Genomic DNA, 18,150 nt, shown 5'->3' with positions numbered 1-18,150 from the left:
CGCAGGCCGGGCTGCGAAACCCGCAAACATGGTTGATGATTCGTTAACGATGCCGCCGCTACTGTCGCTCCCGCATGGATGAGCGCTTGAGACCGCAACTGGGGCCGCATGGTGCCCGCCATCTGCTGGCAGCGCTGACGCTGCTGGCATCGTGCGCTTTTGGCCACGCCGCGCCGGAGGATGCCGCGCAGGAAGCGCCTGAAATCGATGCGAAACGCAGCGAATACGAACAGGTGACGAAGGAAATCAGCCTCTCTTCCGAGCGGCTGGCAAAGCTCGCCGCCGACATCGCCTCCGTGCGCAAGGATTACGCCTCGATCACCGCGGCGCTCATCCAGTCGGCCAAGACCGAGCAGAAGCTGGGCCAGGATATCGAGGATATCGGCACCAAGCTGGAAGACCTGAAGATGCAGGATGCGCGCATCCGCGCTTCGCTGGCCGAGCGGGCCGATGTGCTGGCCGAGGTGCTTGGCGCCCTGCAGCGCATGGGCATCAATCCGCCGCCGGCCATACTGGTCCGGCCGGAAGATGCGCTGGCCTCGGTGCGCAGCGCCATTCTTCTGGGCGCCGTGGTTCCCGAATTGCGCCACGAGACCGAAAAGCTGATGGCGGACCTGAAGGAGCATTCGCGCGTCACCGCCTCCATCGAGGCCGAGCGGGCGCGGCTGACGGCCTCCGTGACCGAGCAATTGGCCGAAAAGCAGCGGCTGAACATGCTTCTCGAAGCGCGCCGGAAATTCCAGGCCGAAACGCAGGCCGCGATTGAGGCCGAGCAGCAGAACGCGCAGGAACTGGCGGCAAAGGCCCGCAGCCTGAAGGAGTTGGTCGAATCGCTCGACAGGCAGGCGAAACGCAAGGCCGAGGAGGAGGCGCGCATCGCTGCTTTGCCGGTTCCCGACGCCAATCGCCTGCTGGAGCGCATCCCGTTCCGCTCGCTTCAGGGCCAGATCGCGCTGCCGGTGACAGGTCAGGTGAAGCGCCGCTTCGGCGCCAATGACGGTAACGGCTCAGTGATGCAGGGCGACATGGTTGCGACACAATCGGGCGCCATCGTCACGGCCCCGGTCGACGGGGAAATACTGTATGCGGGGCCGTTCCGTACATATGGACAACTCTTGATCCTCGATGCCGGCGGCGGCTATCATGTCGTTCTGGCGGGGATGAACAGACTGACCGTCGCGTCGGGCCAGTCCGTTCTCGCGGGCGAGCCGATTGGCGCGATGGGTGAAGCAAGGGTGGCAAGCACCTCTGCGACACAGGATGCGAAAGCCACGCCGGAGCTCTATGTCGAGTTCCGCAAGGATGGTAAACCCGTTGACCCGACCCCCTGGTGGGCGGACCGTGTTTCTGGAAGGACGTGAAATGATGCGGAAACTCTCGCTCCTGTTTGCCGGTGCGCTGATGGGCGCTTCCGCCATGAGCCTTGTCTATGGCGTTCCTGGAACGGCGGCGAATGCCGCCGGCGCGGAGACCTACAAGCAACTCGCCATCTTCGGCGATATCTTCGAGCGCGTGCGCGCCCAGTATGTGACGCCGCCCGACGACAAGGCGCTGGTCGAGAACGCCATCAACGGCATGCTCACCTCGCTCGACCCGCATTCCTCCTTCATGAACGCGGAAGCCGCGCAGGACATGCGCGTGCAGACCAAGGGTGAGTTCGGCGGTCTCGGCATCGAGGTCACCATGGAAAACGACCTCGTCAAGGTCATCAGCCCGATGGACGACACGCCCGCCGCCAAGGCCGGCGTGCTGGCCGGCGACTTCATCGCCAAGATCGACGGCGAGGAAGTGCGCGGCCTGACCCTCAACGATGCCGTGCAGAAGATGCGCGGGCCGGTCTCAACCCCGATCACGCTGACGATCCTGCGCGAGGGCGCCGACAAGCCGCTCGAGATCAAGATCGTGCGCGACATCATCAAGGTGCAGGCGGTGAAGTTCCGCACCGAGGACGATGTCGGCTACATCAAGATCACCTCCTTCACCGAGAAGACCTATGACGACCTCGAGGCTGCCATTGCCTCGATCAAGAAGGACATTCCGAAGGACAAGCTCAAGGGCTATGTGCTCGACCTGCGCCTCAATCCGGGCGGCCTGCTCGATCAGGCGGTGAGCGTTTCCGACGCCTTCCTCGACCGTGGCGAGATCGTTTCGACCCGTGGCCGCGATCCCAAGGACGTGACCCGCTTCGACGCCAAGCCCGGCGATTCGATCGACGGCAAGCCGGTCGTGGTGCTCATCAATGGCGGTTCGGCCAGCGCCTCGGAAATCGTCGCCGGCGCGCTTCAGGATCTGCGCCGCGCCACGGTCGTCGGCACCCAGTCCTTCGGCAAGGGATCGGTGCAGACCATCATTCCGCTCGGCGAGAATGGCGCGCTGCGGCTTACGACGGCGCTCTATTACACGCCGTCCGGCAAGTCGATCCAGGGCAAGGGCATCGCGCCCGACATCAAGGTCGACCAGCCGCTGCCGCCGGAATTGCAGGGCCGCGACCTGACCCGTGGCGAATCCGACCTTAAGGGCCATATCAAGGGCGCCGATGAAGAGGATGCCGGTTCAGGCTCCGTCGCCTATGTGCCGCCGGAAGCCAAGGACGACATCCAGCTCAACTACGCGCTGGACCTGCTGCGGGGCAAGAAGACCGATCCGGCCTTCCCGCCGAACCCCGACAAGGCCGTTCTCAACCAGTAGGATCGCCGGCAGCAGGCCCGGGCGGCTTCGCGGACCTGTTCATCCGCGCCATGCAATGTCATCCTGCCGGAACCGCGAGGTTCCGGCAGTTTTGATTCAGGTTTGATCAGGGTTTGATTCGGGGGGGATGCCGCTTGCCAGATCAGAAGGATATCGACCGGCCGCTCGGGCAGGGGCAGAAACCGCGTGCCGGCGACGATTTCCGAGGCGCTGGCCGGTTCCGTATTCCGGCGGGCCGCGTGCTGGTCGGGCTGGCGGCACTGGTGGTGGTGGGCGCCTCGGCCATGATCGCATTGCGCGAGCAGCCCTTCCGCCAGCCCGAAGTGGTCGCCGTGCCCGAAAATCCGGTTCCGAACGCGCCGCCGCCCCGCGCCGAAGCACAGGTCACGCGGCAGCCGGGCGGGGCGCAGATCATCCGCGTGCAGCCTGACGCGCAGGACGACGAAGGCGGCGGCATCGTCGTGCGCGATCCTTCGGCCCTGCAACAGGATCTGCGCGTCGCTCATCTTCCCGACCGGGCGCTGATCGAGGACAGCGAAACCGGCCCGCTGCCGCAACGCGCGGCGGACGGCAGGCGGCCTTTCGACGTCTATGCGCGGCCGTGGTCCGGCGCACGGGGCGCGCGTGTCGCCATCGTCATCGGCGGTCTCGCCGTCTCGCAGACCGGCACGCAGACAGCCATCGCAAAGCTGCCGGCGGAGGTGACGCTGGCTTTCGCATCGGGCGGCAACTCGGTCGGCCGCTGGATGCAGGAAGGACGCCGCAAGGGGCACGAAATCGTCCTGCAGTTGCCGATGGAGCCGTTCGACTATCCCAATGTCGATCCGGGCCGCAACACGCTGACCGTGGATGCCGCCCCAGACGACAATCTGCAGGCCATGCGCCGCGTGCTGTCGCGCACGACCAATTACACCACGGTGATGAACTATATGGGCGCACGCTTTACCGCCGACGAGCAGGCGCTTGGCCCCGTCATGCGCGAACTGGCCGCGCGTGGTCTCGGCTATCTGGACGACGGCTCTTCCGCCCGCAGCCGTGCGCCGGAGCTTGCCGCGCAGGAACGCATGCCGCTCGCAATTGCCGACACCCAGATCGATGCCGTGCAGGACCGCACCGCGATCCTGAAGAAGCTCGACGAGCTGGAGGCCACCGCCCGGGCCAAGGGCAGCGCCATCGGCATCGGCTCGGCCTTCGACCTGACGGTTGACGCCGTGGCCGCATGGGTCGATGAAGCGAAGATGCGCGGCATCGAGATCGTGCCGGTTTCCGCCGTCGCCAACGATCCGGAGAAACGCTGAGCATGTCGCCCGAAAGTGGGAACCGGTTTCGAGCCAACGACATGCGTAAAAAAGGAATTTGAAGCGCAGGGAGCGAATCTGAAAGATCGCGACACGCTTTAAGCCCGGAGAAAGGCCGCACCATGCCGAAGAAAAAGCTCGTCGATCCCGAAACCCTGCCCTACCGCCCCTGCGTGGGCGTCATGGTGCTCAACAGCCGGGGTCTGGTGTGGGCCGGGCACCGGCTCCCTGAGCCCGATGACGAAACCAGCGGCTCCGACATGCTGTGGCAGATGCCGCAGGGCGGCATTGACAAGGGCGAGGAGCCGCTGGCGGCGGCGCACCGCGAACTGTTCGAGGAAACCGGCATGAAGAGCGTCTCGCTGCTGGCCGAGGCTCCGGACTGGTTCCGCTACGACCTGCCGCCCGAACTGGTGGGGCTCGCCTTCAAGGGGCGCTATCGCGGGCAGATGCAGCGCTGGTTCGCCTTCCGCTTCGAGGGCGATGAAAGCGAGATTCGCATCAATCCGCCGCCGGCAGGAAACACGGCCGAATTCGACCGCTGGGACTGGCTTCCCATGGTCAGGCTGCCCGAGCTGATCGTGCCCTTCAAGCGCAGGGTCTATGAGGATGTGGTGAGCGCCTTCCGCCATCTGGAGCAGCGGGCGTTCTGACGAACGCAGCCCCGCTGGTCCAGTTTGTTTTGCCTGGCCGGATAATCATTCCCGCATCTCGGATGAAGGCCGGAAACCGACAGGTTTTCGGCCTTTTTCGTGAATGCAGCATTTCCGTGCGGAATCGATGCTGCACGGCCTTTCTAATCGAATGATCCACCAATGAATGACGTATATTAGCAAGGAATGTGCGCATGATCGGTGTTACAAGCATTTAAGTGCGCTGTTGGCGTGTATTTGCGAAAGAATACCGGGTGGAAGACATGAATCAGGTTCCGCGTGGATACAAGGCTGTCGCGACCGATCCGGCGGCCGATGCCGGCTCCGTCCTGACCATTGATCTCGGCGCAATCCGTGAGAATTATCGCTGCCTGAAGGCGCGGCTCGGCAACACGAAATGTGCCGGCGTCGTCAAGGCTGACGGCTATGGGCTTGGCGCGGAACCTGTCGCCCGCGCCCTGATGCAGGAAGGCTGCGATACCTTCTTCGTGGCCCATGTCGGCGAAGGCATTGCATTGCGCGCCGCCATCGGCACTGGCCCCGCCATCTATGTGCTGAACGGGCTGCCTCCCGGGGCGGAAACCGATGCGGTTGCCGCAGGCCTGATCGCCGTGCTCAATAGCACCGAACAGCTTAGCGCATGGCGTGAAGCCGCCAAAGCCGCAGGACATTCCCTGCCGGCGGCTCTTCAGGTCGACAGCGGCATGTCGCGGCTTGGCATGTCGCCACGGGAAGTCGAGGCGGTTGCCGCCGATCCAAAGGCGCTGGAGGGCATCGACCTCAGGCTGGTGATGAGCCATCTCGCCTGCGCCGACGAGCCGCATCATCCGGCCAACGAGGCGCAGCGCCGGGAATTCGACCGCCTGCGCGCCATGCTGCCGGACGCGCCTGCCTCGCTTGCCAATTCGTCCGGGATTTTCCTTGGCGAAGGCTATCATCACCAGATCGCGCGGCCGGGTGCGGCTCTCTACGGCATCAACCCGACGCCGGGTGCGGAAAATCCGATGCTGCCGGTGATCCGGCTTCAGTCCAAGGTGATCCAGACGCGCACGGTGGAGCAGGGGGCCGGGATCGGCTACGGCCACACGGCAACCGCCGCTGGCGTGCAGTGCCTCGCCACGATTTCGCTCGGCTATGCCGATGGCTGGCACCGCTGCGCGGCATCCGCCGCCCGCTTCAACGGTATCGAACTGCCTTTTATCGGGCGAGTGTCCATGGACTCGATCATCCTCGACATTTCCACCCTGCCGGAAGGCGCGCTGCAGCCCGGTGATCTGGTGGACATGATCGATGCCGACCAGACCATCGACGATGTGGCAGGTTCCTACGGCACCATCGCCTACGAGGTGCTCACCAGCCTCGGCCACCGTTTCCATCGCATTTATGTCGGCGCGTGATCCAGCCGGGCCACAGATTTTTCGGGAGTAGAGCATGAAAGTACTGGTCCTCGGCAGCGGCGTCATCGGCGTTACCACAGCGTATTTCCTCAGTGAGGCCGGCCATGACGTGACGGTCATCGACCGTCAGAGCGGTCCGGCGCTGGAGACCTCCTTCGCCAATGCGGGCGAGGTTTCGCCCGGCTATTCGTCGCCATGGGCAGGGCCGAGCGTGCCGGTCAAGGCGCTGAAATGGCTGACCATGAAGCATGGGCCGCTGGTGCTGAAGCCGACGCTCGACTGGCACATGTATGCCTGGATGATGAAGATGCTGCGCAATTGCACCGATGCGCGCTACGCACTCAACAAGTCGCGCATGGTGCCGATCGCAGAGTACAGCCGCGATGTTTTGAAGGATCTGCGCTCGCGCACCAACATCGCCTATGATGAACGCATGCAGGGCACGCTCCAGCTGTTCCGCACCCAGAAGCAGCTCGACGGCATCGGTGGCGATGTCGAGGTGCTGAAGCAGACCGGCGTTCCCTTCGAGGTGCTCGACCCCGAAGGCTGCATCGCCGTCGAGCCCGGCCTCGGCAATGTGCGCGGCAAGTTCGTCGGCGGCCTGCGCCTGCCCGGCGACGAGACCGGCGACTGCCAGATGTTCACCGAAAGGCTGGCGGAAATCGCGACCGCAGCCGGCGTGAAGTTCGAATATGGCGTTTCCATCACCGGCATCGAGACGTCCGGCGGGAAGATCACCGGCGTCGACACCAGCGCCGGGAAGCGCAGCGCCGACAGCTATGTCATGGCGCTGGGCTCGTATTCGCCGATCTGGATGCGCAAGCTTGGCCAGCCGATCCCGGTCTATCCGGTCAAGGGCTATTCGATCACCGTGCCGATCGTTGATGCGTCACGCGCACCGGAATCGACCGTGATGGACGAGACCTACAAGATCGCCATCACCCGTCTCGGCGACCGCATCCGCGTCGGCGGTACGGCGGAGATTTCCGGCTACAATCTCAATCTGAGCGATGCCCGCCGCGATACGCTGGTGCATTCGGTGACCGACCTGTTCCCCGGTGCGGGCGACATCAGCCAGGCGACTTTCTGGACCGGGCAGCGGCCGATGACCCCGGATGGACCGCCGATCATCGGTGCCTCCAAATATTCCAATCTCTACCTCAACACCGGCCACGGAACGCTCGGCTGGACCATGGCCTGCGGCTCGGCCCGGGTGCTGGCCGACATCATGTCCGGCCGCAAGCCCGATATCGACGCCAGCGCGCTGGGACCTCAGCGCTACGCGGCCTGATTCACGGGAAACAGGACTGTTGAAATGCCCGGTCTCAGCCGGGCATTTTCATTCGCGGCGTCGTTGGCGGTCAGTCGGCCGACTTGAAGTTCAGCGCTATGCCGTTGATGCAGTAGCGCAGGCCGGTTGGCGGCGGGCCGTCCGGGAAGACGTGGCCGAGATGGCTGCCGCAGGTGGCGCAGTGCACTTCGGTGCGCAGCATGCCGTGGCTGCGGTCGGTGGTGGTGCCGACCGAGCCCGGAACCGGATCGTTGAAGCTCGGCCAGCCCGTGCCGCTCTCGAATTTCAGGTTGGCCTCGAACAGCTTTGCATCGCAGCCCGCGCAATGGAACGCGCCGGCACGGTGCTCATGCAGCAGCGCGCAGCTTCCCGGCCGCTCCGTGGCGTGCTGGCGCATGACCGCATATTGTTCCGGCGAAAGCAGCGCGCGCCATTCGGCATCGCTGCGGGTGACGGGGTAGGTGGTGGTTTCCATGAAAATCTCCTGCCGTCGCGGTTCGCTTCATCGATCAGCGCGCTTGTCCTGACGCAATTCCGAACGCAAATCGCTTTGCACTTCTGCTGGAATTTCTCTTAAAGATAGGACCGCGTGGCCGGTCTGACCAGCCGCATCAGTGCACGGCGCGGCCAAGCTGCTTTGTCGCCGCTTCCAGCCCGGCCAGCGTGAGCGGGTACATGCGCTGCCCGAACAACTCCTGGATAAGGCCGATCGAATAGGTGTAGCCCCAGTGCTTTTCGGCGGTGGGATTCAGCCACACGGCGTTCGGCCACTGGGCAAGCGCGCGCTGCAGCCATACGGCGCCCGCCTCCGGGTTCCAGTGCTCGACCGAGCCGCCCGGATGGCTGATCTCGTAAGGGCTCATCGCAGCGTCGCCGACAAAGATCGCCTTGTAGTCGGAACCGTATTTGTGGAGCACGTCGAAGGTCGGGATCACCTCGGCATGGCGGCGGCGATTGTCCTTCCACACGCCTTCGTAGAGGCAGTTGTGGAAGTAGAAATATTCGAGCTGCCTGAACTCGGTGCGTGCGGCCGAAAACAGTTCCTCGACCACTTTGATGTGGTCGTCCATCGAGCCGCCGACGTCGAAGAACATCAGAAGCTTCACCGCGTTGCGACGCTCCGGCCGGGTTTTCACGTCGAGATAGCCATGCTCGGCGGTGGAGTGGATGGTGCCCGGCAGGTCGAGCTCCTCGGCCGCTCCGTCGCGCACCCAGCGGCGCAGGCGCTTCAGCGCGACCTTGATGTTGCGGGTGCCCAGTTCCACCGAATCGTCGAGATTGCGGAATTCGCGCTTGTCCCAGACCTTCACGGCGCGCCGGTGGCGGCTTTCGTGCTGGCCGATGCGGATGCCTTCGGGATTGTAGCCATAGGCGCCGAAGGGCGAGGTGCCGGCGGTGCCGATCCATTTCGAGCCGCCCTGATGGCGGCCCTTCTGCTCTTCCAGCCGCTCTCTCAGCGTCTCCATCAGCTTCTCGAAGCCGCCGAGTGCTTCCACAAGCCGCTTTTCTTCTTCGGAGAGATGCTTTTCGGCCAGGCGCCGCAGCCATTCCTCCGGCAGATCGGCAACATCGATGCCGCCTTCGCCGGAAACCGTCTCGACGCCGCGGAAGACATGCGAAAACACCTGATCGAAGCGGTCGATGTGGCGCTCGTCCTTCACCAGCGCGGCGCGTGCCAGATAGTAAAAACCCTCGACATCGTAGTCGACCAGTCCCGCGTCCATGCCTTCCAGAAGCGACAGATATTCCCGGAGCGAGACGGGAATTTTTGCGGCCTTCAGTTCGAGGAAGAAGGGAATGAACATGCCGGCTTTGTAGCGCTTTTCACCGCATTGTAAAATGGCGGCAAGGCATGCCTCTTACAGCCGGTATTTGAGGAAACCCGTGTTTGTCGCCACCTGGTCATAGAGCCGGCGGGCCGTGGCGTTGCTCTCATGGGTCAGCCAGTAGACCTCGCCTGCCTGTGCTTCTTCGGCGGCCCTGCGCACCGCTTCGATCAGCGCAGCACCCACCCCGCCGCCGCGCACGGCCGGATCGACGAACAGGTCCTGCAGATAGCATTTGTCGGCCAGAGACCAGCCCGACCGGTGATACATGTAGTGGGTGAGGCCCACCGCCTTGCCATCTGCCAGCGCGAGAAAACCTTTCGGCTCATACATGCCGGGCGAAAACAGCCGCTCCCATGTGGCCGCATAGACCTCCTGCGGCAGCTCGGTCTCGTAGAATTCCAGATAGGCGCGCCACAGCCGGCGCCAGTCGTCGTGGTCGCCCTGCTGCAGCGGCCTGATGGTGATGTCGCTCATGCTCTTCTCCCTTTGCCGGGCCAGCCTAAAGGGGCGGGAGGGTCCGTGCCATGGTGCAGGAGCGGGCTGTCGCCTGCGCCATGGAGAGCCCGCGCCTTTCCTTATGCGCCGGCTTTGTGTAAAGCGAAGGCCAGCAACTCCCGCAACGACACTACGGGCACAAGCCATGGACAAATTCACTCAGCTCACCGGCGTTGCAGCGCCCCTGCCGATCGTCAATGTCGACACCGACATGATCATCCCCAAGGATTATCTGAAGACGATCAAGCGCACCGGTCTCGGCACCGGGCTGTTCGCCGAGATGCGCTACAATGAGGACGGTTCGGAAAACCCCGATTTCGTGCTCAACAAGCCGGCCTACCGCAACGCCCAGATCCTTGTCGCCGGCGACAATTTCGGCTGTGGATCGAGCCGCGAGCACGCGCCGTGGGCTCTGCTCGACTTCGGCATCCGCTGCGTCATCTCCACCTCGTTCGCCGATATTTTCTACAACAACTGCTTCAAGAACGGCGTTCTGCCGATCACGGTCAGCCAGGAAGATCTCGACAAGCTGATGGACGACGCCTCGCGCGGTGCCAATGCCACGCTGTCGATCGATCTCGAAACCAAGGAAATCCGCGGGCCGGACGGTGGCGTGATCAGCTTCGATCTCGACGATTTCCGGCGTCATTGCATGCTCAATGGCCTCGACGACATCGGCCTGACGATGGAGAAGGCAAGCTCCATCAGCACCTTCGAGCAGAAGAACGCCGAAACACGCCCCTGGGCCTGACAGTCTGGGCCAATCCGGCCAGTCGACGGGATGCGCGCCGCAAGGTTTGCATCCCGTTTTTGTCAGGGGATTGAAATTCGCCGCCCGGTGATGTGGACACTGCGGCGCCAGCTTCCTGGAGCGACGGATGCCCGGATAAATCCGGGCTGTCGCTCTATCTATTTGTTTTAGCCGCATTTATGCGACGTCAAGTGATTCCACTTGACTGCAAAATGCTCTAGTTTTGCATGCTCCTGCCACCCCGATTCGGTCGTTCCGATCAGGCAGCGTCCAGTGCGCAACCGGAGTTTCGCAATCATGAAACTGATATTCCGTCCGTCGCTCGCGGCTCTCCTCGGTCTTGGCCTTTGCGCAAGTGCATTCGCCGAGACGGAGAAGCCGCAATCCATTGCCTTCGCAGGCGGCGCTCTCACCATCACCCAGAAGGAAGAGTATGGCGAAAAGACCCTGTCCTTCGGCGACAAGGGGCTGGCCAGCGCCTATGTGATCTATTTCGACCAGATCGCCAGGCTTGGAGACACCGAGGTCGCGCTGTTCGATGTCGGCGACGGCGGCAATGCCTGTGGCCCGGCCAAGGTCCTGGTGTGGAAGGGCGACAACGACGCCATTCAGCGCGCCAGCATCGGCGAGGAGGATTGCGGCGCGCCGGTGACGGCAGTCGCCAGTGACTGGATCTATTTCGTTCCATGGCTGATGCCGGGCACTTCCGGCGTGGTCAAGCGCTGGACCCCGCAGGATGGTTTTACGACCGCAGGCGAACTCGTCTATGCGCCCGAAGCCGGAACGACGTGGAAAGATTTCAATCCGGAAAGACTCGGCAGCATGCTCGAGGCATTCCAGAACGAGGCCGTCTATGCGCAGGCAAAGGAGCTTCTGGGCGACAGGCTTGAAGAAGTTGCAACTAGCCTCATGGTCAGCGCGGAGCCGGAAAAGACCGCCTCGGGCCTGGTCTACGGCGATGGCTGCATTCCGCATGCCTGCGGCACCTACGATGGTTTCATGGCCGTCGATGCTGCCAGCCAGAAGCTCTATCTGGCTCGCCAGACCGACGGCAAGTCTCCGGAAACATGGCCGGAAGCGGGGACGTGGCCGGCCGATCTGCGCCAGACCATGGAAAAGGCGCTGGCAAAGAGCGAATAGCCATGAAGGTCAGGCGCATCATCGCCAACATTGCCGCCGCAGACCTTGCGGCGGCGAAGCGCTTTTATGGCGATGTGCTCGGTCTCGACCTTCTCATGGATCATGGCTGGATCGCCACATGGGGTTCGACCGAACAGATGCCGGTGCAGATTTCCTTTGCCGCAGAGGGCGGCTCCGGCACGCCGGTGCCCGATCTCTCCATCGAGGTGGATGATGTCGAAGCAGCGCTCGTTGGCATGAAGGCAGCGGGATTTGCGATCGAATACGGTCCCGCCGACGAGCCGTGGGGCGTGCGCCGTTTCTACGTGCGAGACCCCTTCGGCAGGCTGGTCAACATTCTCTCGCACCTGTAACTGGCATTCCGGGCGCCGTGCTTTGCCGCTTTCGTCTTGCGCAAGCGCGCCGGCGCGGCTAGCAAAGCTGCGGTTCAAAAATTCCCCGGGGAAATACGCATGGCTTCGAAAAAACTCTTCCTCCTCCCAGGTGACGGCATCGGTCCCGAGGCGATGACGGAGGTGAAGAAACTCATCGCCGTCATGAACGAGAACGGCGCCGGTTTCGAGACCGAAGAAGGTCTGGTTGGCGGCTCGGCCTACGACGCGCACGGACAGGCGATTTCCGAGGCCGACATGGAAAAGGCGCTGGCCGCTGATGCCGTTCTGTTCGGCGCGGTCGGCGGTCCGAAGTGGGATGACGTGCCTTACGAGGTGCGCCCCGAGGCCGGCCTGCTGCGCCTGCGCAAGGACCTCGAACTGTTCGCCAATCTGCGCCCGGCCATCTGCTATCCGGCGCTGGCTGCTTCCTCCTCGCTCAAGCAGGATGTGGTCGAAGGCCTCGACATCCTCATCGTGCGCGAGCTGACCGGCGGCGTCTATTTCGGCGAGCCCAAGCAGATCATCGATCTCGGCAACGGCCAGAAGCGCGGCATCGACACGCAGATCTACGACACCTTCGAGATCGAGCGCATCGCAGGCGTCGCCTTCGAGCTGGCCCGCACCCGCAACCACCACGTAACCTCGATGGAAAAGCGCAACGTCATGAAGTCTGGCGTGCTGTGGAACGAGGTCGTCACCGCCACGCACAAGGCGAAGTTCAGCGACGTGAAGCTCGACCACATGCTGGCCGACGCCGGCGGCATGCAGCTCGTGCGCTGGCCAAAGCAGTTCGACGTCATCGTCACTGACAACCTGTTCGGCGACATGCTCTCGGACGTGGCCGCAATGCTGACCGGCTCGCTCGGCATGCTGCCCTCCGCCTCGCTCGGCGCGCCGGACGCGAAGACCGGCAAGCGCAAGGCGCTCTACGAGCCGGTGCACGGTTCGGCGCCTGACATCGCCGGAAAGGGCATCGCCAATCCGATCGCCATGATCGCCTCCTTCGCCATGTGCCTGCGCTACTCCTTCAACATGGTCGCGGAAGCCGACCGTCTGGAGAAGGCGATCTCGGCGGTTCTGGACGCAGGCTACCGCACCGGCGACATCATGTCGGAAGGCATGAAGAAGGTCAGCACCGCCGAAATGGGCGATGCCATCGTGGCGCAGTATCGCGCCGGCTGACATCGGCCTTTCAGGGCAAAAAGGCTGCGTGAGAGCGGCCTTCAGGGAATTGCAACCCCTCGGTTCGCGGCACCAGCCGGGACCGAGGGGTTTTTCGTTACAGGGCTCGTCGTTTCGGAAACAAGGGAACACGGCGGCGGCTCGCGCATTGTGAAATGAGACAATCACAAGGCGGGAGAGTTCCGACCATGCCTCTTACGACCCTTCTCATCATCGTTCTGGTGCTGATCCTGATCGGCGCCATTCCCAGCTGGCCTCATTCGCGCAACTGGGGTTATGGCCCGTCGGGCATTGTCGGCGTCGTGCTCGTCATCCTGCTGATACTGGTGCTGCTGGGCCGGGTCTGATCCCGCCCAGCGCTGACCCCGTTTATTCGCCGGGATGGTCTGTCGTGTAGTCCGCACGGTGGGCCAGTCCCGACATCAGGAAGACGATGAACAGCAAGGCCGACAGCCCGATAAAAACCGGGCCGAAGCCGATATGCTCGGCAATGAAGCCGATGGCGGAGGGCGCGACCAGAATGCCGCAATAGCCCATGGTAGTCACAACGCTCATGCCGATACCGGAGGGAATTCCCTGCTGGTTGCCGGCGGCGGAAAAGGCGATCGGCACCATGTTGGCGATGCCCACTCCGCACAGGGCGAAGCAGGCGATGGCTATCCAGGGCAGGGGCGAGAGCCCGGCACCCAGCATCCCGGCGCAGGCCAGCAGCGCGCAGGCGCGCAGCGTGGTCACCGCGCCGAAACGATTGCGAACCGTATCGCCGGCAAAGCGCATGCAGGCCATGACGCCGGAAAAGGCGGCGAATGCGAGGCTGGCCGTGGCGAGATCGGCGCCAAGCTCCTGCTGAAGATAAATGGCTGCCCAGTCGAGCACGGCGCCCTCCGGGGTCATGGAAAACAGCGCCATCACGCCGATCAGATAGATGAGGGGATTGCGTGGCAGGGTGAAGCGTGGGCGCTCCTGCGCGGCTGCCGGCCTGTTTTCGGTAACGACGTGACGCATGGCCAGCGAAACGCCCGCAAGCGCCACGATCGTGATGATGACCGCATGGGCGAGATGGCCGAAGGTCAGGATACCCATGCCGCCAAGGCCGCCGCCCACGAAGCCGCCAAGGCTCCAGAAACCATGCGAGGACGACATAATGGCGCGGCCGAGCCGGCGCTCGACCACCACGGCATTGGTGTTCATGGCCACGTCCATCGCCCCGATCAGGCCGCCAAAGATCACCATGGCGACGGCGGCAAGGGTTACGTCCGGCGCCACGGCAACCAGAAGCAGGCCGAAGCTCGTGCCGACTGAAATGCGCTTAAGCGTGACGCCGGATCCGTACCGGGCAATGAAATGGCCGCACCATGACATGGCAACCACGGCACCCGCGCCGAACAGCAGGATCAGCAGGCCGAGGGTGAATTTGCTGATCTCCAGACGCACGAGCAGCGTGGGGATCTGCGGGGCCCAGCTTCCGGTGATGAAGCCGTTGACGAAGAACATGGCGGCAACCGCCCAGCGGCCGCGCACGGCGATGTCCTTGTGGCCCTGATCAGTCATTGTAGCTGCCTGCAACGATGTGGTCAGCGCCTTTTAAATCGTTTTATATTGCACGTCCAATCGCAACCGTGAACGAGTTTTGGGCCAGTACGCAACCAATGTGCGCGCCCAATGAAGATGAGCGGGCAGGGAGGCAGAATTCCATGCTTTCCCTGCGAACCTGTAGCTCCCGTTCAAGCAGGCCTCAGCTCGTGCCGATCTTGTCGAGGTCGAAGGAGGTCGACTGGTAGACCTGATTCAGCCAGTTTCCGAACAGCAGATGGGCATGGGAGCGCCAGCGGTTGAGCGGCGGCCGCGCCGGATCGTTTTCCGGATAGTAGTTATGCGGCACATCGATTGCCGTGCCGGCGGCGACATCGCGGTCGTATTCCTCCTTCAACGACGTCGAATCATATTCAATATGGTTGAACATATAGAGCCGGTTGCCCTTCGGTTCCGACAGAAGACAAGGACCCGTCACGTCCGATTCCATCAAAAGATCGAGCCCGCTGGATGGCGCAATGTCGGCGCTGCGCACTTCCGTCCAGCGCGACACGGGCACTGCGAAGTCGTCCGAAAACCCGGCGAGATAGGGCGAGGTCGGCGCATTGTTGCGGTGCCGGTAGACGCCGAAGGCCTTCTTCTCCAGCGTGTATTTCGGGATGCGGTGGAAGTGCCAGGCGGCGGCCATGGCGCCCCAGCAGATGAAGAAGGACGAATGGACGTTGGTGGTCGTCCAGTTGAGTATCTGCTCCAGCTCCTTCCAGTAGTTGACCTCCTCGAAGGGCAGGAGCTCGATCGGCGCGCCGGTGATGATGAAGCCGTCGAACTTCCGGTGCCGCACTTCGTCCCATGTCTGGTAGAAGGAGATCAGATGTTCTTCCGACGTGTTCTTGGCCTTGTGATTGCCGACGCGCACCAGCGTCAGTTCCACCTGAAGGGGCGTGGCGCCCATCAGGCGCGCGAACTGCGTTTCGGTACGGATCTTGTTCGGCATCAGGTTGAGCAGGCCGATCTGGAGCGGGCGAATGTCCTGACGCATCGCGGTGCGTTCGTCCATAACGGATACACCCTCGCGCACGAGGACTTCGCGGGCAGGTAGCTGATCGGGAATCTTGATCGGCATTGCACAAGCTCCAAACAAAAAGACCGGCGGCGAAATCGCGGCCGGTCCCGACGTGCTCGTCAGCCTCGGCCTTTTTAGCGACTTCTTTAACGTGGCTGCAAGCCGACCGGCCAAATCACCACGGAACGGTTTTCTATCTATGGCCGGCTTGTGCCTGCGTCAATGCCAAGGTGCATGGGGCCACAGGGTGTAAGGGGCCAGAGACGGACGAAGCCAGAGATGCCCTGTGCCAAGCCTTCACCCTCGACATTGCTCTTCATGGCGGTTATTTCCGAGCATCTTGCCGGAATGTTCCGGCGTTCAACGGATTCTGATCATGACCACGGCACATGAAAACTCTCGTCCCCAGCCCCGCGCCGGTATTCTGGACATCGAGGCTTATGTGCCGGGTAAAAGCGCTGCTCCTGCCGGTGTGAAGCTGCACAAGCTTTCCGCCAATGAGAACCCGCTGGGAGCCTCGCCAAAGGCGATCGAAGCCGCGCGTGAAGTGGCCGGCCGGCTGGAATTCTACCCCGACGGTTCGTCAACGCGGCTGCGTGAGGCGATCGCCGAGGCGCATGGCCTGAACATGGCCAACATCATGTGCTTCAACGGCTCCGATGAGGCGCTGGCGCTGTTGTCGCGTGTCTATCTGGCTCCGGGCGACGAGGCGATCTATCCGCAATATGGCTTCCTCGCCTACCGCATCGCCATCATGGCGGCGGGAGCAACGCCGATCATCGCGCCTGAAACCAACGAGCGTGTCGATGTCGATGCCATCCTTGCCGGCGTCACCGAGAACACGCGCATGGTGTTCCTCGCCAATCCCGCCAATCCGACCGGCACCTACATTCCCTTCGAGGAGGTGCGGCGCCTGCATGCCGGCCTGCCGAAGAATGTCATGCTGATCCTCGACGCGGCCTATGCCGAATATGTGCGCCGCAATGATTACGAGGCGGGCGTCGAGCTGGTGGCGGGTGCGGAGAACGTGGTCATGACCCGCACCTTCTCCAAGGCTTACGGCCTCGGCGGCGCGCGCATCGGCTGGATGTATGCGCCCACGCACATCATAGAGGCCGTCGAGCGCATTCGCGATGCCTTCAACGTGACCGCCACGGCGATCGCGGCCGGTACGGCTGCGGTGCGCGACCGCGCGCATGTCGACACGTCCATTGCTCACAATGAAACCTGGCTGCCCTGGCTGACCAGTGAACTGACGGCGCTCGGACTCAGGGTAACGCCCAGCGTCACCAACTTCGTTCTCTTCCACTTTCCGGAGAACGGCAGGCATTCGGCTTCGGCCGCCGACGAGTATCTGACCGCGCGAGGGTATATCCTGCGGCGCGTTGCAGGCTACGGTTTTCCCAACGCGCTGCGGATGACAGTCGGAACCGAAGAAGCCAATCGCGGCGTCGTCGCCGCACTGACCGAATTCCTGAAAAGTTGAGAAAATGTCCGAACCCATGTTTGAGAAGGTCGCCCTTGTCGGCATCGGCCTCATAGGCTCGTCGCTGGCCCGCGCGATCAGGCAGAACCATCTCGCCGGCCATGTGGCCATTTCCACCCGCAGTCCCGAGACGCTGAAGCGCGCCGAACAGCTCGGCCTCGGCGACAGCTACACCACCGATGCGGCGCAAGCCGTGCGCGATGCCGATCTGGTCATCGTTTCCGTGCCGGTGGGTGCTTCGGAAGCCGTGGCGAAGCAGATCGCGCCGGCTCTGAAGCCCGGCGCCATCCTCACCGATGTCGGCTCTACCAAGCTCTCCGTCATCGCCCAGATGCAGCCGCATGTGCCGGCCGGCGTCCATTTCATCCCGGGCCACCCCTTGGCGGGAACCGAGGATTCCGGTCCGGACTCCGGTTTTGCGGACCTGTTTCGCAACCGATGGTGTATCTTCACCCCGCTGCCGGGAACCGATCCGGAGGCGCTGGAGAGGCTGTCGGAGTTCTGGCGGCGCTGCGGGGCCAATATCGACACGATGGACGCCGACCATCATGACCGCACGCTGGCCATCGTCTCGCACCTGCCGCATATCATCGCCTACAACATTGTCGGCACGGCCGATGATCTGCAGACGGTGACGAAGCAGGAAGTGATCAAATATTCGGCTTCCGGTTTCCGTGACTTCACCCGTCTGGCGGCGTCGGACCCCACCATGTGGCGGGACGTGTGCCTGCACAACAAGGACGCCATCCTCGAAATGCTGGCGCGGTTTTCGGAAGATCTCGCCTCGCTGCAAAGGGCGATCCGCTGGGGCGACGGGGAAAAGCTGTTCGACCTGTTCACCCGCACCCGCGCCATCCGCCGCTCGATCATCGAGGCGGGGCAGGATATCGACGCACCGAACTTCGGCCGTCAGGTCGCGGAGCAGCCCGCCAAGCCTTGACGCATGTCGCCCGAACGTGGGAACCGGTAT

At 63.2% G+C, this 18,150-nt stretch carries 18 protein-coding genes and 1 riboswitch; of the genes, 13 read left to right on the top strand and 5 right to left on the bottom strand.

What is annotated here, in order from left to right; all coding sequences use genetic code 11:
- Positions 1 to 74: 74 nt before the first annotated feature.
- From AC5XE7_RS07000 to AC5XE7_RS06975, 6 genes are all read left to right on the top strand, one after another.
- Positions 75 to 1,361 (top strand): murein hydrolase activator EnvC family protein, encoded by a 1,287-nt coding sequence (locus AC5XE7_RS07000; protein WP_495365411.1) that lies wholly within the window; start codon positions 75 to 77, stop codon positions 1,359 to 1,361.
- A gap of 1 nt (position 1,362) precedes the next feature.
- Positions 1,363 to 2,688: a S41 family peptidase gene (locus AC5XE7_RS06995; protein WP_495365410.1), complete on the top strand. Its 1,326-nt coding sequence runs from the start codon at positions 1,363 to 1,365 to the stop codon at positions 2,686 to 2,688.
- 134 nt (positions 2,689 to 2,822) lie between these two features.
- Positions 2,823 to 3,986, top strand: a complete 1,164-nt coding sequence (locus AC5XE7_RS06990) for a divergent polysaccharide deacetylase family protein (protein WP_495365409.1) — start codon at positions 2,823 to 2,825, stop codon at positions 3,984 to 3,986.
- Positions 3,987 to 4,108: 122 nt separating this feature from the next.
- Positions 4,109 to 4,639, top strand: a complete 531-nt coding sequence (locus AC5XE7_RS06985) for an RNA pyrophosphohydrolase (protein WP_495365408.1) — start codon at positions 4,109 to 4,111, stop codon at positions 4,637 to 4,639.
- Between the two features lie 263 nt (positions 4,640 to 4,902).
- Positions 4,903 to 6,036 (top strand): alanine racemase, encoded by a 1,134-nt coding sequence (gene alr, locus AC5XE7_RS06980; protein WP_495365407.1) that lies wholly within the window; start codon positions 4,903 to 4,905, stop codon positions 6,034 to 6,036.
- Positions 6,037 to 6,070: 34 nt separating this feature from the next.
- Positions 6,071 to 7,327 (top strand): D-amino acid dehydrogenase, encoded by a 1,257-nt coding sequence (locus AC5XE7_RS06975; RefSeq protein WP_280198752.1) that lies wholly within the window; start codon positions 6,071 to 6,073, stop codon positions 7,325 to 7,327.
- Positions 7,328 to 7,397: 70 nt separating this feature from the next.
- Here the strand turns inward: AC5XE7_RS06975 and msrB are convergent, their stop codons facing one another.
- The 3 genes from msrB to AC5XE7_RS06960 form a co-directional block, all read right to left on the bottom strand.
- The gene (gene msrB / locus AC5XE7_RS06970; RefSeq protein ID WP_183825430.1) at positions 7,398 to 7,802 is read right to left on the bottom strand and encodes a peptide-methionine (R)-S-oxide reductase MsrB; all 405 of its coding nucleotides are present in this window, start codon (positions 7,800 to 7,802) and stop codon (positions 7,398 to 7,400) included.
- 136 nt (positions 7,803 to 7,938) lie between these two features.
- Positions 7,939 to 9,132 (bottom strand): vWA domain-containing protein, encoded by a 1,194-nt coding sequence (locus AC5XE7_RS06965; RefSeq protein WP_495365406.1) that lies wholly within the window; start codon positions 9,130 to 9,132, stop codon positions 7,939 to 7,941.
- Between the two features lie 54 nt (positions 9,133 to 9,186).
- Positions 9,187 to 9,630, bottom strand: coding sequence for a GNAT family N-acetyltransferase (locus AC5XE7_RS06960; RefSeq protein WP_495365405.1), 444 nt, complete (start codon positions 9,628 to 9,630; stop codon positions 9,187 to 9,189).
- 166 nt (positions 9,631 to 9,796) lie between these two features.
- Between AC5XE7_RS06960 and leuD the strand changes: the two genes are divergently transcribed.
- From leuD to AC5XE7_RS06935, 5 genes are all read left to right on the top strand, one after another.
- Positions 9,797 to 10,402: a 3-isopropylmalate dehydratase small subunit gene (gene leuD, locus AC5XE7_RS06955; RefSeq protein ID WP_495365404.1), complete on the top strand. Its 606-nt coding sequence runs from the start codon at positions 9,797 to 9,799 to the stop codon at positions 10,400 to 10,402.
- A 297-nt stretch (positions 10,403 to 10,699) separates the two neighbouring features.
- Positions 10,700 to 11,542, top strand: coding sequence for an Ivy family c-type lysozyme inhibitor (locus tag AC5XE7_RS06950; protein ID WP_495365403.1), 843 nt, complete (start codon positions 10,700 to 10,702; stop codon positions 11,540 to 11,542).
- A 2-nt stretch (positions 11,543 to 11,544) separates the two neighbouring features.
- Complete coding sequence (locus AC5XE7_RS06945) at positions 11,545 to 11,895, top strand: VOC family protein (RefSeq protein ID WP_495365402.1); 351 nt, start codon at positions 11,545 to 11,547, stop codon at positions 11,893 to 11,895.
- A gap of 99 nt (positions 11,896 to 11,994) precedes the next feature.
- A complete protein-coding gene (leuB, locus tag AC5XE7_RS06940) occupies positions 11,995 to 13,098 on the top strand; it encodes a 3-isopropylmalate dehydrogenase (protein ID WP_495365401.1) in 1,104 nt (367 codons plus the stop codon).
- Between the two features lie 188 nt (positions 13,099 to 13,286).
- Positions 13,287 to 13,445: a DUF3309 family protein gene (locus AC5XE7_RS06935; RefSeq protein WP_183825410.1), complete on the top strand. Its 159-nt coding sequence runs from the start codon at positions 13,287 to 13,289 to the stop codon at positions 13,443 to 13,445.
- Between the two features lie 22 nt (positions 13,446 to 13,467).
- On the opposite strand, the gene AC5XE7_RS06930 is transcribed toward AC5XE7_RS06935, so the two are convergent.
- Both AC5XE7_RS06930 and metA read right to left on the bottom strand, forming a co-directional pair.
- Positions 13,468 to 14,649 carry an MFS transporter gene (locus AC5XE7_RS06930; RefSeq protein ID WP_495365400.1) on the bottom strand — a complete coding sequence of 394 codons (1,182 nt, stop codon included), beginning with the start codon at positions 14,647 to 14,649 and terminating at the stop codon, positions 13,468 to 13,470.
- A 184-nt stretch (positions 14,650 to 14,833) separates the two neighbouring features.
- Positions 14,834 to 15,754, bottom strand: coding sequence for a homoserine O-acetyltransferase MetA (gene metA, locus AC5XE7_RS06925; protein WP_495365399.1), 921 nt, complete (start codon positions 15,752 to 15,754; stop codon positions 14,834 to 14,836).
- A gap of 53 nt (positions 15,755 to 15,807) precedes the next feature.
- Positions 15,808 to 15,886, bottom strand: a riboswitch (SAM riboswitch).
- Between the two features lie 184 nt (positions 15,887 to 16,070).
- On the opposite strand from metA, the gene AC5XE7_RS06920 reads away from it, so the two are divergent.
- Both AC5XE7_RS06920 and AC5XE7_RS06915 read left to right on the top strand, forming a co-directional pair.
- Positions 16,071 to 17,180: a pyridoxal phosphate-dependent aminotransferase gene (locus AC5XE7_RS06920; RefSeq protein WP_495365398.1), complete on the top strand. Its 1,110-nt coding sequence runs from the start codon at positions 16,071 to 16,073 to the stop codon at positions 17,178 to 17,180.
- 4 nt (positions 17,181 to 17,184) lie between these two features.
- Positions 17,185 to 18,120 carry a prephenate/arogenate dehydrogenase family protein gene (locus AC5XE7_RS06915; protein ID WP_495365397.1) on the top strand — a complete coding sequence of 312 codons (936 nt, stop codon included), beginning with the start codon at positions 17,185 to 17,187 and terminating at the stop codon, positions 18,118 to 18,120.
- Positions 18,121 to 18,150: the final 30 nt, after the last annotated feature.

This window comes from Aquamicrobium sp. YD-1-mutant5 (assembly GCF_059509755.1).
This window is presented reverse-complemented; position numbering and strand designations above follow the sequence as displayed.

Excerpts from the sequence above, each read along its gene's own strand:
- AC5XE7_RS07000 (WP_495365411.1), top strand. The coding sequence starts at position 75 with ATGGATGAGCGCTTGAGACCGCAACTGGGGCCGCATGGTGCCCGCCAT.
- AC5XE7_RS06995 (WP_495365410.1), top strand. The coding sequence starts at position 1,363 with ATGATGCGGAAACTCTCGCTCCTGTTTGCCGGTGCGCTGATGGGCGCT.
- AC5XE7_RS06985 (WP_495365408.1), top strand. The coding sequence starts at position 4,109 with ATGCCGAAGAAAAAGCTCGTCGATCCCGAAACCCTGCCCTACCGCCCC.
- alr (WP_495365407.1), top strand. The coding sequence starts at position 4,903 with ATGAATCAGGTTCCGCGTGGATACAAGGCTGTCGCGACCGATCCGGCG.
- AC5XE7_RS06975 (WP_280198752.1), top strand. The coding sequence starts at position 6,071 with ATGAAAGTACTGGTCCTCGGCAGCGGCGTCATCGGCGTTACCACAGCG.
- msrB (WP_183825430.1), bottom strand. The coding sequence starts at position 7,802 with ATGGAAACCACCACCTACCCCGTCACCCGCAGCGATGCCGAATGGCGC.
- AC5XE7_RS06965 (WP_495365406.1), bottom strand. The coding sequence starts at position 9,132 with ATGTTCATTCCCTTCTTCCTCGAACTGAAGGCCGCAAAAATTCCCGTC.
- AC5XE7_RS06960 (WP_495365405.1), bottom strand. The coding sequence starts at position 9,630 with ATGAGCGACATCACCATCAGGCCGCTGCAGCAGGGCGACCACGACGAC.
- leuD (WP_495365404.1), top strand. The coding sequence starts at position 9,797 with ATGGACAAATTCACTCAGCTCACCGGCGTTGCAGCGCCCCTGCCGATC.
- AC5XE7_RS06950 (WP_495365403.1), top strand. The coding sequence starts at position 10,700 with ATGAAACTGATATTCCGTCCGTCGCTCGCGGCTCTCCTCGGTCTTGGC.
- AC5XE7_RS06945 (WP_495365402.1), top strand. The coding sequence starts at position 11,545 with ATGAAGGTCAGGCGCATCATCGCCAACATTGCCGCCGCAGACCTTGCG.
- leuB (WP_495365401.1), top strand. The coding sequence starts at position 11,995 with ATGGCTTCGAAAAAACTCTTCCTCCTCCCAGGTGACGGCATCGGTCCC.
- AC5XE7_RS06935 (WP_183825410.1), top strand. The coding sequence starts at position 13,287 with ATGCCTCTTACGACCCTTCTCATCATCGTTCTGGTGCTGATCCTGATC.
- AC5XE7_RS06930 (WP_495365400.1), bottom strand. The coding sequence starts at position 14,649 with ATGACTGATCAGGGCCACAAGGACATCGCCGTGCGCGGCCGCTGGGCG.
- metA (WP_495365399.1), bottom strand. The coding sequence starts at position 15,754 with ATGCCGATCAAGATTCCCGATCAGCTACCTGCCCGCGAAGTCCTCGTG.
- AC5XE7_RS06920 (WP_495365398.1), top strand. The coding sequence starts at position 16,071 with ATGACCACGGCACATGAAAACTCTCGTCCCCAGCCCCGCGCCGGTATT.
- AC5XE7_RS06915 (WP_495365397.1), top strand. The coding sequence starts at position 17,185 with ATGTCCGAACCCATGTTTGAGAAGGTCGCCCTTGTCGGCATCGGCCTC.